The following is a 13793-nucleotide window of genomic DNA, read 5'->3' as shown; positions in this document are numbered from 1 at the left end:
CGGGTTGGTGGCAAAGACAGCCATTGTAAAAGCCTGCTCCCGCAGTACCCCAATCCCCCCGGCCGATGGGGGTTACGTGTGTGCTTCTTTGTTGTGTAAAGTCAGTGAGTTGTAAGTGCAGTCCAACACCATACGCGCCAGTTCAAACTGATAACCGAGGAGACTTCCCCATGAGCAGCCCCACGTCCGCCATTGAATCCATGCTGATTGAAAACCGGGTGTTCATGCCCAGTGACAGCATGGTCAAGAATGCCCGCATCTCGGGCATGGAGGGCTACAACACCTTGTGTGCAGAGGCAGAAAGCGATTTCGAAGGTTTCTGGGCCAAACTGGCCCGCGAAAACGTGGTCTGGAACAAACCGTTCACGCGCACGCTGGACGAGTCCAACGCCCCGTTCTACAAATGGTTCGACGATGGCGAACTCAATGCCAGCGCCAATTGCCTGGACAAACACATGGGCACGCCGACGGAAAACAAGACGGCAGTCATCTTTGAAGCCGATGACGGCACCGTCACCAAGACCACCTACAAGGAGCTGCTGGCACGTGTGAGCCAGTTTGCCAATGCCCTGAAGGCCGATGGCATCCAGAAGGGTGACCGCGTGCTGGTCTACATGCCCATGACACTGGAGGGTGTGATTGCCATGCAGGCCTGCGCCCGCATTGGCGCCACCCACAGCGTAGTGTTTGGCGGGTTCTCGGCCAAGGCATTGCAGGAGCGCATCATCGACGCGGGCGCGGTAGCCGTTATCACCGCCAATTACCAGATGCGCGGTGGCAAGGAGTTGCCCTTGAAAGCCATCGTGGACGAAGGCCTGGCCATGGGCGGTTGCGAATCCATCCGGCACGTGTATGTGTACCAGCGCACGGGTACCGCCTGCAATATGGTGGCTGGCCGCGACAAGACGTTCACCGAGGCCCTGGCGGGCAAAAGCACGGAATGTGCACCGGTGCCGGTGGGCGCCGAACACCCGCTTTTCATCCTCTACACCTCCGGTTCCACCGGCAAACCCAAGGGTGTGCAGCACTCCACGGGCGGCTACCTGTTGTGGGCCAAGCTCACGATGGACTGGACGTTTGACCTGAAGCCCGCCGACGTATTCTGGTGTACCGCAGACATTGGCTGGATCACCGGCCACACCTATGTCGCGTATGGCCCGCTAGCAGCGGGAGCCACGCAGATCATTTTTGAAGGCGTGCCCACGTTTCCGAACGCGGGGCGTTTCTGGCAAATGATCGAGCGCCACAAGTGCACCATTTTCTACACCGCGCCCACCGCCATCCGCTCGCTGATCAAGGCCGCAGAAGGCGACGCTGCCGTGCACCCGGACCGCAGCGATCTGTCCAGCCTGCGCATCTTGGGTTCGGTGGGTGAGCCCATCAACCCTGAAGCGTGGATGTGGTACTACAAAAACGTGGGCCACGAAAACTGCCCCATCGTCGACACTTTCTGGCAAACCGAAACCGGCGGCCACATGATGACGCCACTGCCTGGCGCCACACCGCTGGTGCCTGGTAGTTGCACGTTGCCACTACCCGGCATCATGGCCGCCATCGTGGATGAAGTGGGCAACCCCATCCCTAACGGCACTGGCGGTATTCTGGTCGTCAAGCGCCCCTGGCCGTCGATGATCCGCACCATCTGGAACGACCCCGAGCGCTTTAAGAAGAGTTATTTTCCGGAAGAAATGGGCGGCAAGTTGTACTTGGCTGGCGACGGCGCCGTGCGCAGTGCGGACCGTGGCTATTTCCGCATCACCGGGCGTATTGACGATGTGCTCAACGTGTCGGGCCACCGCATGGGCACCATGGAAATCGAGTCCGCCCTGGTGTCCAAGACCGACCTGGTGGCTGAGGCTGCCGTGGTGGGCCGCCCGGATGACCTGACGGGTGAGGCCATTTGCGCGTTTGTTGTGCTCAAACGCCCCATGCCCAAGGGCGACGAGGCCAAGGCGATAGCCAAAGAATTGCGCGACTGGGTGGCCAAAGAGATTGGCCCGATTGCCAAGCCCAAGGACATCCGGTTTGGAGAAAACCTGCCCAAGACCCGCTCCGGCAAGATCATGCGCCGCCTGTTGCGCTCGCTGGCCAAGGGCGAGGCCATCACACAGGACACCTCTACGCTGGAAAATCCGGCGATTCTGGACCAGCTGGGCCAAGCCTACTAAGGGCTTGCGCGGCATGTCCTGACAAGAGCCCGCTGTTGCGGGCTTTTTTTGGCCCTGGCGCAGCTATCGGGGAGCCATGATGGGACTGGCTGGGTTACGATGGACGCGAAAACGAATCAGGAGTCTGCTATGTATTTCGTCGGTTTGGGCGTGCTTTTTATGGCCCTGAAATATCTGGAAATCGGCCCTGTTGCTTTGTGGGACTGGTGGATCATCTTGTCGCCCTTTGGGCTGGCTCTGGCCTGGTGGGCCTGGGCGGACGCCACCGGCTACACCAAACGCAAAGAGATGGAGGCAATGGACCGCCGCAAGCAGGAACGTATTGACCGCAACCGCGAAGCCATGGGGTTCTTGAGCGCGAAGAAAAAGAAAAAGCGCTAGAGATGTGGCCCCCACGGTCGCCCACTGCGTGTGGCTTCCTGCCCCCCGAGGGGGCCGCGTTTGGCAAAACCCCAAGTCCACACCTTGGGACGGCCCGGCGGTGAACCCATGACCCCCACGCCCCGCCGCTGCGCGGGTCGCCTCAGTAGTTGTCCAGCACCGCGCCCTTGCTCGCACTGGACGCATTAAACGCAAATTTGGCCTGCACGCCGCGGTTGTAACGGGGGGCGGGCGCTGTCCACGCTGCACGGCGTTTAGCCAGCTCAGCCTCGGGCACATTGAGTTCCAGAATCAACTGGCGTGAATCAATGGTGATGGAGTCACCCTCTTGCACCAGCGCAATTACACCACCGGCTGCGGCCTCCGGCGCCACGTGGCCCACCACCATGCCCCAGGTTCCGCCAGAGAAGCGGCCATCCGTGATCAGGCCCACACTTTCGCCCAGGCCCTGACCAATCAGTGCTCCGGTGGGCGCCAGCATTTCGGGCATGCCCGGGCCGCCCTTGGGGCCCAGGTAGCGCAGCACCATCACATCGCCGGGGACAATCTTGTTGTCCAGAATGGCCTTCAGCGCGGATTGTTCGTCGTCAAAACAGCGGGCCGGGCCGGTCATCACCGGGTTCTTCAGGCCGGTGATCTTGGCCACTGCGCCCTCGGGGCTCAGGTTGCCCTTGAGGATTGCCAAGTGGCCCTGTTTGTACATCGGGTTGTCGATGGGGCGAATCACATCCTGGTCGGCGCGTGGCACATCGGGAATGTCTTTCAGCACTTCGGCGACGGTCTGGCCGGTGATGGTGATGCAGTCGCCGTGCAGCAGGCCCGCGGCCAACAGGGTCTTCATCACTTGGGGGATGCCACCGGCGCGGTGCAGGTCCACAGCCAGGTATTTGCCAGAGGGTTTCAGGTCGCACAGCACGGGTGTCTTGACACGCACACGTTCGAAGTCGTCAATGGTCCACTCCACGCCCGCCGCGTGGGCAATGGCCAGGAAGTGCAGCACCGCGTTGGTGGAGCCGCCGGTAGCCATGATGACAGCCACAGCGTTTTCGATGCTCTTGCGCGTCACGATGTCGCGTGGCTTCAGGTCCTTCTTGATGGCTTCCACCAGTACCTTGGCCGATTCTTTGGCCGAGTTCATTTTCTCGTCATGGGGGTTGGCCATCGTGCTGGAATAAATCAGCGAAATGCCCAGCGCCTCGAAGGCAGACGACATGGTGTTGGCGGTGTACATGCCGCCGCAGGAGCCGGTGCCGGGGATGGCGCGGCGCTCGATCTGGAGCAGGTCTTCGTCGCTCATGCGGCCCGCAGCGTTTTCGCCGACGGCTTCAAACACGCTGACGATGTTCAGGTCTTTGCCTTTGTAGCTGCCGGGCAGGATGGTGCCGCCGTATACATAAATAGCGGGCACGTTGGCGCGCAGCATGCCCATCAGGCCGCCGGGCATGTTCTTATCACAGCCACCGACCACGACCACGCCATCCATCCACTGTCCCTGCACGCAGGTCTCGATGCAGTCGGAAATCACTTCGCGGCTGACCAGCGAATACTTCATACCCTCGGTGCCCATGGCCATGCCGTCGGAGATGGTGGGGGTGCCAAACACCTGCGCGTTGCCACCCGCTTCTTCAATACCGGCAATCGCCGCGTCTGCCAGCTTTTGCAAACCGCTGTTGCAAGGGGTAATGGTGCTATGGCCGTTGGCCACACCGACCATGGGCTTCTTGAAATCACCCTCTTCGTAACCCATGGCGTAGTACATGGAGCGATTGGGCGCGCGGCTCTTGCCCTCGGTGATGTTTTTGCTGCGGGGGTTCAGGACGATGGGTTTGGTGGTCATGGTGCTTGTCTCGTCGAATGGTTGGAGGATGCTTTTGGGCAGGCGCAAAGTATGCATCGCCCCAAACACTTGATCAAATATATTTAATAGCGTGTATTAATATGCAGTGCATATGAATGAGCATAATATTTCGCCGCCGGGCCGCCCCAAGGCGAAGGGCGCACCCTCGGGGGGCAGAGAGCCACACGAAGTGAGCGAACGTGGGGGTCTTATTGGCTTGCGCGTTTGGCGCCAGTTTTTGGCCGTGGCGGAGGAATTACATTTTGGCCGCGCTGCGCTTCGGCTGCACATGTCCCAGCCGCCGTTGACCCAGGCTATTGCGCTGCTGGAAGAGCGGCTGCAGGTGCGCCTGTTTGACCGCACCAAACGCTACGTGGCCCTGACCCCGGCCGGCGCCGCGCTGGTACCCGAGGTGCGCGAACTGCTGCAGCGCGCCCAGGCACTGCCCGCCCACGCCCGGGCCGCCGCCACGGGTGAACTGGGCCGTCTGCGCCTGGGGTTTGTGTCCACGGTGGGTTTCGCCTTGTTGCCCGAGTGGGTGCGGGCGCTGCGCGAGCGCCACCCGGGCGTACAACTGGATCTGATGGAAGCCACGGGAGACGTGCAACTGCAGGCCATGGAGCGCGGTGAGATGGACGCCGGCTTTATGCTGCATGCGCCGGGTTTTGCCCCCGCTGCGTTGGCAAGCCAGTTGATCACCAGCGAGCCTCTGGTTGTGGCACTGCCGCAGCAGCATGTGCTGGCCAGCCAAGCGGAGTTGACGCTGGATGCGGTGTTGGGCGAGCCGCTGGTGATCTTTCCACGGCATATCGCGCCCTCCTTGTATGACGCGGTGTTTGCGCTGTACCACGGGGCAGGGCGCCTGCCGCAGGTGGCGCAAGAGGCGATCCAGATGCAGACCATCGTGAACCTGGTATCCGCAGGCCTGGGCCTGGCCTGGGTGCCATCCAGCGTGCAGCAGTTCCAGCGGCCGGGTGTGGTCTACCGCAGGGTGACGGGGGCCGTGCCGCAGTGCGAAACCAGTCTGGTGTGGGCCCGTTCCAACCCGGTGCTGGAGCGTTTTCTGGCGTTTGCACCAGCCCTTGCTGGAACGCCACCGCTGGTTTAACGCCTGAAGTGGCGGTTGCGGAGTTCGTTTTCTTCACGCTCCCGGCGCGCGCGGATGGCGGCCTGGATCGTGGCCTGTTCCTGGGCACTGGGTGTGCGCTTTTCTTGCCTGCGGTAGGCGATTTCTGCGGCACTGCTGCAACGCGCACCTTTGTTCGCCTCGCATTCGGCTATCAGTTGTTCGTTGGTCGGGCCAGTGTTGACGGGCGTTTGCGGGAACTGGCGCAAGCGGTTGGACGGCGGCTTTTGGTAATTTTTGGCTGGTGTGTCGGGCGCGGAGTTGATGTTGGCCTGGTTGTAGTTGCCGCTCTTGGCCTCGGAAGGTGTGGAGTCTGTCAGTGGTGCATCCATCAGCTTGACAACTTTTTCCTTGTTGTCGGCCTTGGTGCAGGGCGCTTGTGAATACACGGTTTTGCCATCGGCCTCCGTGCATTTGAAGACCTGGGCATGTGCCAATGGTGCAGCCGCCACCCCCACCAACGCCAGTAAACCCGAGACAAGACGCATATCTATCTTCCGTAAAGAAGCCCCTCGGGCTTGCGTGCAAAATACTAGCATGCTCATCCATCCCCAAATCGACCCCGTAGCCCTGCAACTCGGCCCACTCGCCATCCATTGGTACGGCCTGACTTACCTGGCGGCCTTTGCCCTGTTTGTATTTTTGGGGCGCCTGCGTTTGCGGCACCTGCCATTTGCGGCCACCAAGGGCCCCAATGCCTGGGTCAGCCGTGACGTGGAAGATATTCTGTTCATGGGGGTCATGGGTGTGGTGCTGGGCGGGCGCATCGGGTATTGCCTGTTTTACAAACCGGCCTATTACCTGGCCCACCCACTGGAAGTGTTTTATGTGTGGCAGGGCGGCATGAGCTTCCACGGCGGCATGTTGGGGGTGATTGTGGCCATGGTGTGGTTTGGCATCTCGCGCAAGCGGTCGTTCTGGCAGGTGGCGGATTTTGTGGCGCCCTGTGTGCCCACCGGTCTGGCGGCCGGGCGGGTCGGCAATTTCATCAACGGTGAGCTGTGGGGTCGACTGGCCGACCCCAGCCTGCCGTGGGGCATGGTGTTCCGTGGTGCGGGTGACCTGCCACGCCACCCCTCGCAGGTGTACCAGTTTCTGCTGGAAGGTTTGCTGCTGTTTGTGCTGCTGTGGCTCTATGCGCGCACCGAGCGCAAACAGGGCCAGGTTGCGGCTGCCTTCCTGTTTGGTTATGGCGTGATGCGTTTTATTGCCGAGTTTTTCCGCGAGCCCGATGCCCACCTGGGGCTGCTCAGCCTGGGCATGAGCATGGGGCAGTGGCTCTGTGTGCCCATGATCGTGGGCGGTATCGGCCTTTGGCTTTGGGCCAGCCGTCGCTCTGCGCGCACGTGAAGCCAATCTAGGGTAAATCCCCATCCCGGACGGTCTCCGGGCTCTTTACGGCGAACCAGTAATTACCCATAATTACAGGAAATTATGGTGAATTAGCGAACCTCCATTCCCATGCGCCTGATCCACAACTCCTTGCACGACACCGTTGCCGATGGCCTGCGTGCGCGGATTTTTGATGGCCAGTTGGCGCCCGGCAGTTTTATCGATGAAGTGGCCTTGTGTGCGGATCTGGCCATCTCACGCACGCCATTGCGTGAAGCGCTCAAGGTACTGGCCGCCGAAGGCCTGGTGCGCCACGAGCCACGGCGCGGCAGCTTTGTGAGCCAGGTGACCGAGCAGGACCTGGATGAAATATTCCCCGTGATCGCGCTGCTGGAAGGGCGCTGCGCGCTGGAGGCGACCCGCAACGCGACAGACGCCGACATCGCCGCGCTGGAAACACTGCACACCCAGCTGCAGCATCACGCCAGTGCCAAACGCATCACCGATTACTACGCCGTCAACTACCAGATCCACGAGGCCATCATCACCTTGGCCAACAACCGCTGGCTGGCCCAGGTGATTGCCGACCTGCGCAAGATTCTGAAGCTGGCCCGCCTGCAGCAGCTGCATGCACCCGGCCGGTTGGAGCAAAGCCTGAGTGAGCACCTGGCCGTGTTTGCCGCCATCAAGGCGCGTGATGGCGAAGCGGCCGACGCCGCCATGCGCACCCATCTGTTGCGCCAGCGCGAGGCCTTGCGCGAGTTGGCACGTACCCAGAAAAGCAGGTTGCTGGCATGAACAATACCCATGACTCCTGGATCAACCGCAACGTGGCACGTCTGCTGCCCAAGGCCTCTAAGCCAAATGAGGCTATAGCCCCCGTAGAACCTAATAGTAAAGCTATAGAAAATATAGCAAATGGCTCTGCAGGTGCTGCGGGCAGGCCTGTCGCCAAGGCGCCCGCCAGCCCGCGCAGCACCCGCGCCCGCCTGCAGGCCACGCTGCGCCACACGGGTGAGGCCCTGTCCCCCCGCATGTTGCGCCGCACGCTGCAAGAGCTGCAAGCCGTCATCGACGACCGTGTCAGTGAGGTGGAGGGCGGGCGCCGCGCCGCCGCCTTGATGGCCTGGTATGCCGGTGCCACCCCCGAGCGCCGCCAGGACATGTGGCTGCTGATGAGCGAGATGTTTGTGGCCGACCCCCAGAAGGTCAAGGCCGCGCAGGCGCAGTTTGCCGCCGCACTGGGCACGCCCGATGAGGCTGCAGCCGAGGTGCACTACCGCCGCGCCACCGTGTCGCCCCGGCGGCGTGTGTTGCAGCGCTTCAGCGCCGATGCCACGGGCATCCGTTTTCTGGTGAACCTGCGCGCCGAGATGCAGCATGCGCTGAAGGGCGACAAACGCCTGCAGGCGCTGGACGTGGAGATGGAATACATGTTCTCCACCTGGTTTGATGTGGGTTTTCTGGAGCTGCGCCGCATCAGCTGGGATTCACCGGCCTCGCTGGTCGAGAAACTGATCAAGTACGAGGCCGTGCACGACATCAAGAGCTGGGCCGACGTCAAGAACCGGCTCGACTCCGACCGCCGTTGTTACGGCTTCTTCCATCCCCGCTTGCCGGATGAACCACTGATCTTCGTGGAAGTGGCGCTGGTGGATGCGCTGGCCGACAGCATCACACCGCTGCTGGACGAGTCTGCCGATGCAGATGACGTGAACGCCGCCACCACCGCGATTTTTTACTCCATCAGCAACACACAAGACGGTCTGCGGGGCGTGAGTTTTGGTGATTCGCTGATCAAGCGGGTGGTGGAGACGTTGAAGGCCGAATTCCCCAAACTCCGGGTCTTTGCCACGCTGTCGCCGATACCGGGCTTTCGCGCCTGGCTGGGCAAACATGCGGCCAGTCTGCTGGAGCAGTTGGACCCACGGTCCCGCGCAGAACTGGGCCAGGCCGTGGGTTTTGAGCCGGTGACTGCCGCACACTTTTTGGCCGCGGCCGAAACACCACTGGCGCTCAAACCCACATCGCCCGTGCGGCAGATGTTGCTGCGTTGCGCCGCCCAGTACCTGGGGCAAGAGACGGTGCAGGGCCGCCCCATTGACCCGGTGGCGCGGTTCCACCTGGGCAATGGCGCACGGGTAGAGCGGCTCAACTGGGCCAGCGACCCATCGCCCAAAGGGCTCAAACAATCCTATGGCCTGATGGTCAACTACCTGTATGACCTGCACCGCCTGGACCAGCACCGCGCCTTGCTGGCGCAGGGCAAGATTCCCGTGGCATCGGCCATCCGCAAACTGGTTTTCTAGTGTGTCAGCAGTGCGTATATTTCACCCATAACAAAGCAGGAGACAAGACCATGGACATTTCTGAATCCCCCCACGACGCCCAGCGTCGCCATTGGCTGCAGGCCGGTGCAGCCGCCGCGCTGGCCCTGGCGGGTGCCCCCATGACCGCCTTGGCCCAGGCGCGCTGGCCCGCCAAGCCGGTCACGGTCATGGTGCCGTTCCCGGCGGGCGGCGGTACAGACGCCTTTGCCCGGCCGATGTCGGCGCAGTTCTCCAAGTTGACGGGCACCCAGATGGTCATCGACAACAAAGGTGGCGCTGGCGGCACGCTGGGCGCCAGCCTGGCGTCCCGCGCCGCGCCCGACGGCTACACACTGTTCATGGGGGCCGTGCACCACGCCATTGCGCCGTCGATGTACCCCAAGCTGGACTACAACATCGAGACCGATTTCATCCCGCTGGCGCTGTTGGCCAATGTGCCCCAGGTGCTGGTGGTCAACCCCAAGAATGTGACGGGCGACTTTGCCGCATTTTTGGCCCAGGTCAAGGCCAAGCCGGGCCAGTTCAACTACGGCTCTGCTGGCGGCGGCACATCGCACCACCTGGCCGGTGAACTGTTCAAGCAGCAGAGCAAGACCTTTATCACCCACATCCCCTACCGCGGTGCTGGCCCGGCGCTGCAAGACCTGATAGGCGGCAGTGTGGACATGATGTTTGACGGCCTGGGTTCATCCGCCCAACACATCAAGGGTGGCCGTATCAAAGCGCTGATGGTGTCCGGTGCCAAGCGCAATGCCGCCTTCCCCGATGTGCCCTGCGCCGCCGAGCTGGGCCTGCCCGACTACACCGTCACCACCTGGTACGGCCTGTGGGCACCCAAGGGCACGCCGGCCGACGTGCAGGCCCGCATTGTGGAAGAAGTGCGCCGCCTGGGTGCGCAGGACGAAATCAAGACCGCCTGGGCCGGCAACGGTGCCGAGTTCCCCAACCTGACGCCCAAGCAGTTTGGCGCCTTTGTCAGTGCCGAGGTCAAACGCTGGGCCGCCGTGGTCAAGGCTGCGGGCGCCAAGCTCGACTAGTACATAGAAGGCAGACGATGGCAGGAACGGTATCGGTAGCGCTGGCAGATGGCTGCGTGGTGTGGGTCACGCTGGACCACACGGGCAAATTCAACGCCATGTCGCGCGCCATGTGGCGCAGCTTGCGCAGTGTGTTTGAGGGAATCCAACAGGATGCCGGTGTGCGCTGCGTGGTGTTGCGCGGGCAGGGCGGACACTTTTGCGCGGGCGGCGACATTGGCGAATACGCCGATTTCCGTTTTGAAGAAAGCAGCTTGCGTGACTTCCACGAAAACGATGTCTGGGGCGGCCTGCAGGCCGTGCTGGACTGTGATGTGCCCGTCATCGCCCAGATAGACGGCAACTGCATGGGGGCAGGCGTGGAGATCGCCAGCTGCTGCGACATCCGCATCGCCAGCGACACGGCCCGTTTTGGCGCACCGATTGCCAAGTTGGGGTTCCCCATGGCACCGCGTGAGGCGGCCCTGGTGGCGCGCGCGGTGGGGGAGTTGACGGCGCGGGAGATGTTGTTGTCGGCCGCCGTGCTGGATGCGGCCGAGATGCATCGCCGTGGTTTCTTGAACCAAGTGGTCGCAGCCCCCACGCTGGATGTGACTGTGGCCGCGGTGGTGGACCGGATGCGCCCGCTGGCGCCCCAGGCTGCACGCATGAACAAACAGACATTTCGGGCTCTAGCCCCCGTAATTGCTCATAATATCGCTACTGACTTGATAGCAAACGCCTACCACTACGCCAGCTCCGCAGAACACGTGGAGGGCATCAGCGCCTTTACCGAGAAGCGCCCACCCCGGTTTGGCGGCGGTGTTTAAACTGCGGCTGCGGATGTTTCCCCTAGCCGTATAGCCTGACGGATGGACCCATGATGAGCCCCCAGAACAACCTCAACCACAACCTCTTTGCCGCCTTGCGCGCGGCCTTTCCCGCCGACCTAGACGCCGTGGCGGTAGAGACCGACAACGGCCTGAACTACTCCTGGCGTGACCTGGACCGCAGCACCGCCATGCTGGCCAACCTGCTGCAGTCGCTGAAACTGCCTGCAGGCTCGCGCATCGCCGTGCAGGTCGAGAAATCGGTCGAGGCACTGGCGCTGTACCTGGCCACGCTGCGCGCCGGTTATGTGTTCCTGCCGCTGAACACCGCCTACCAAAGCGGCGAGATCGAATACTTCATAAGCAATGCCGCACCGGCCGTGGTGGTCTGCAGCCCAAAGAACTTTGGTTGGGTTAGCAAGATCGCCTTCAAGGCCGGCACCCAAAACGTGTTCACGCTGGGTGATGACCGTACGGGCTCCCTGCTGGAGCGGGCGGCGCACTGCAGCGACCAACACACCGTGGCCCAATGCGCGGCCGATGACCTGGCCGCCATCCTCTACACCAGCGGCACTACCGGCCGCAGCAAGGGAGCGATGCTGACCCACGGCAACCTGCTGAGCAATGCCCAGGTGCTGAAGGACTACTGGGGTTGGCAAGCGGGTGATGTGCTGATGCATGTGTTGCCCATCTTCCACGTCCACGGCCTGTTTGTGGCGGTGCATGGCGCGTTGCTCAACGGCAGCAAGATGCTCTGGATGGCCAAATTCGAGCCCAAACGTGTGCTGCAAAAACTGCCCGAGGCAACGGTCTTCATGGGGGTGCCCACGCTATACGTGCGCCTGCTGGCCGAGCCGGGGCTGGACAAACAGGTGGTGCGCAATATGCGCCTGTTCATAGCAGGGTCCGCCCCTTTGCTAATTGAAACCTTCACCGAATGGCAGGCCCGCACCGGCCACACCATTCTGGAGCGGTATGGCATGAGTGAAACGGCCATGTTGACCTCCAACCCCTACGCAGCCGATGCGCGTTACGGTGGCCAGAGTCAGCGCCGAGGTGGCACGGTGGGCTTTCCGCTGCCAGGCGTGCAACTGCGCGTGCAGGACGACGATGGCAAAGATCTGCCAGTGGGCGAGATTGGCGGCATCCAGGTCAAAGGCCCCAATGTGTTCGCCGGCTACTGGCAGATGCCGGAGAAGACGAAAGAAGAATTCACGCCCGACGGCTTCTTCAAGACCGGCGACGTGGGCAAGGTCGATGCCGATGGCTACGTGACCATTGTGGGCCGCAGCAAGGACCTGATCATTAGCGGCGGCTACAACGTCTACCCGGCGGAGATCGAGGGATATATCAACAGCCTGGACGGTGTTGCCGAAAGTGCGGTGGTGGGTGTACCGGATGCGGATTTTGGCGAGGTGGGGGTCGCTGTGATTGTCTGCAAGCCAGGCGTCAAGCTGGAGCCGCAAAATATTGTGGCCGCGCTCAAGACAATGCTGGCAAACTTCAAAATACCCAAGCGGTGTTACGTGGTGGCCGAGCTGCCACGCAATACCATGGGAAAAGTGCAGAAAAATCTGTTGCGCGCGGAGTACGCTGGCCCAACTTAGGGGAGTCATCTTGATGAAAGTGTCGCAAACCGTTGTACGTTACGGCAATCCCAACGCGCATGATTTTTCTGCGCTCACGGCGATTCAACCCAACCTCGTGCTGGCATTTGGATCGGTGGCAACGCTTCAGGCTGGGGCTGCGGCAATCGCAAAAGCCTTTCCCGCTGCGCATCGTGCCGGTTGTTCGACCGCTGGGGAAATATCCGCGGTTGGGGTAGAGGACGGCAGCCTGGTCATCACGGCCATGCACTTTGAGCGCACAAAAATAGCCCAATTCAGCACAGCGTTGACCAATATGGAGGACTCCTTCGCTGCTGGAAAGCGCCTGGCATCGGGTCTACCCATACTGGGACTGAAGGCGGTGTTGATCTTTGGGCAGGGCGTTGCCATCAACGGAAGCGGCGTTTTGTCCGGTATGACAGAAATTCTGGGTCCCAAGGTGCCAATTACCGGAGGCTTGGCAGGTGATGGTGGTGCATTTGCGCAGACCTGGGTGCTGGACGCGAAGGGCATCAGCGACAACCGCCTCACCTGTATTGGCCTGTATGGTGAAGCATTGGAGTTTTCGCATGGCTCTTTTGGCGGCTGGTCGCCGTTCGGACCGGCACGCAAGGTTACGCGGTCTGTGAACAATGTGCTGTTTGAGCTGGATGGCGAATCGGCGCTGGAGGTCTACAAGCGTTACCTCGGTGAACATGCCAAAGGCCTGCCAGCATCCGGTCTGTTGTTTCCGTTTGCGATGCTGGGTAGTGACCATTCCGAAGTGGGTCTGATCCGCACGATCTTGGGTGTTGACGAAGCAGCAGGCAGTCTGACCCTGGCCGGAGATATCGATCCCGACGGCTATTTGCGGCTTATGCATGCCAGCACTGACGCCCTGGTGGATGGTGCGGAAGCGGCTGCCGAAGCTGCAAAGTCCATGCAACAAACTGGGCCCCATCAGGGGTTGGCCTTGCTGGTGAGTTGTGTGGGCCGCAAACTGGTTATGGGCGGACGTGTGGATGAAGAGGTGGAGGCCGTGGGTGATGTCTTTGGCCAAGGTGCAACTTTGGCTGGGTTTTACTCTTACGGAGAGATCAGCCCTTTTAGCCCCGAGGTTGAGTGCAAGCTGCACAACCAGACAATGACCATTACCTACATCGCCGAAACGGCCTGAAACCGGTCAC

The 13793-nt window shown here is 61.7% G+C and carries 12 protein-coding genes; 10 read left to right on the top strand and 2 right to left on the bottom strand.

Annotation, left to right across the window (positions count from 1 at the left end):
- Nucleotides 1-170 precede the first annotated feature (170 nt).
- On the top strand, nucleotides 171-2168 hold the full coding sequence (gene acs, locus HZ993_RS04975) for an acetate--CoA ligase (protein WP_209396159.1): 1998 nt from the start codon (nucleotides 171-173) through the stop codon (nucleotides 2166-2168).
- Between the two features lie 129 nt (nucleotides 2169-2297).
- Nucleotides 2298-2549, top strand: a complete 252-nt coding sequence (locus HZ993_RS04970; protein ID WP_209396158.1) for a TIGR04438 family Trp-rich protein — start codon at nucleotides 2298-2300, stop codon at nucleotides 2547-2549.
- A 142-nt stretch (nucleotides 2550-2691) separates the two neighbouring features.
- Here HZ993_RS04970 and ilvD read toward each other — a convergent pair whose 3' ends face one another.
- Entirely contained in the window at nucleotides 2692-4386 is a 1695-nt protein-coding gene (gene ilvD, locus HZ993_RS04965) for a dihydroxy-acid dehydratase (protein WP_209396157.1), read from the bottom strand.
- Between the two features lie 217 nt (nucleotides 4387-4603).
- On the opposite strand from ilvD, the gene HZ993_RS04960 reads away from it, so the two are divergent.
- Complete coding sequence (locus HZ993_RS04960; RefSeq protein ID WP_371816995.1) at nucleotides 4604-5494, top strand: LysR family transcriptional regulator; 891 nt, start codon at nucleotides 4604-4606, stop codon at nucleotides 5492-5494.
- Here HZ993_RS04960 and HZ993_RS04955 read toward each other — a convergent pair.
- A complete protein-coding gene (locus HZ993_RS04955; protein WP_209396155.1) occupies nucleotides 5491-6000 on the bottom strand; it encodes a DUF4124 domain-containing protein in 510 nt (169 codons plus the stop codon). The genes HZ993_RS04960 and HZ993_RS04955 overlap by 4 nt on opposite strands.
- A 49-nt stretch (nucleotides 6001-6049) precedes the next feature.
- Here HZ993_RS04955 and lgt point away from each other — a divergent pair, with 49 nt between their 5' ends.
- The 7 genes from lgt (at nucleotide 6050) to HZ993_RS04920 (ending at nucleotide 13783) form a co-directional block, all read left to right on the top strand.
- A complete protein-coding gene (gene lgt / locus HZ993_RS04950) occupies nucleotides 6050-6862 on the top strand; it encodes a prolipoprotein diacylglyceryl transferase (RefSeq protein WP_209396154.1) in 813 nt (270 codons plus the stop codon).
- Between the two features lie 111 nt (nucleotides 6863-6973).
- Nucleotides 6974-7642 (top strand): GntR family transcriptional regulator, encoded by a 669-nt coding sequence (locus tag HZ993_RS04945; RefSeq protein WP_209396153.1) that lies wholly within the window; start codon nucleotides 6974-6976, stop codon nucleotides 7640-7642.
- Nucleotides 7639-9153, top strand: a complete 1515-nt coding sequence (locus HZ993_RS04940; RefSeq protein WP_209396152.1) for a malonyl-CoA decarboxylase domain-containing protein — start codon at nucleotides 7639-7641, stop codon at nucleotides 9151-9153. Before HZ993_RS04945 ends, HZ993_RS04940 begins: the two co-directional genes overlap by 4 nt.
- 50 nt (nucleotides 9154-9203) lie before the next feature.
- Nucleotides 9204-10211, top strand: coding sequence for a tripartite tricarboxylate transporter substrate binding protein (locus tag HZ993_RS04935; protein WP_209396151.1), 1008 nt, complete (start codon nucleotides 9204-9206; stop codon nucleotides 10209-10211).
- 17 nt (nucleotides 10212-10228) lie between these two features.
- Nucleotides 10229-11020 (top strand): enoyl-CoA hydratase/isomerase family protein, encoded by a 792-nt coding sequence (locus HZ993_RS04930; RefSeq protein ID WP_209396150.1) that lies wholly within the window; start codon nucleotides 10229-10231, stop codon nucleotides 11018-11020.
- Nucleotides 11021-11073: 53 nt separating this feature from the next.
- Complete coding sequence (locus HZ993_RS04925) at nucleotides 11074-12627, top strand: malonyl-CoA synthase (protein WP_209396149.1); 1554 nt, start codon at nucleotides 11074-11076, stop codon at nucleotides 12625-12627.
- A 13-nt stretch (nucleotides 12628-12640) separates the two neighbouring features.
- Nucleotides 12641-13783: an FIST signal transduction protein gene (locus HZ993_RS04920; protein ID WP_209396148.1), complete on the top strand. Its 1143-nt coding sequence runs from the start codon at nucleotides 12641-12643 to the stop codon at nucleotides 13781-13783.
- Nucleotides 13784-13793 lie beyond the last annotated feature (10 nt).

Origin of the sequence: Rhodoferax sp. AJA081-3 (assembly GCF_017798165.1) — a bacterium.
Taxonomy (GTDB): domain Bacteria; phylum Pseudomonadota; class Gammaproteobacteria; order Burkholderiales; family Burkholderiaceae_C; genus Allorhodoferax.
The sequence above is the reverse complement of the archived record's forward strand: the minus strand, read 5'-3'. Positions and strand labels throughout refer to the sequence as shown.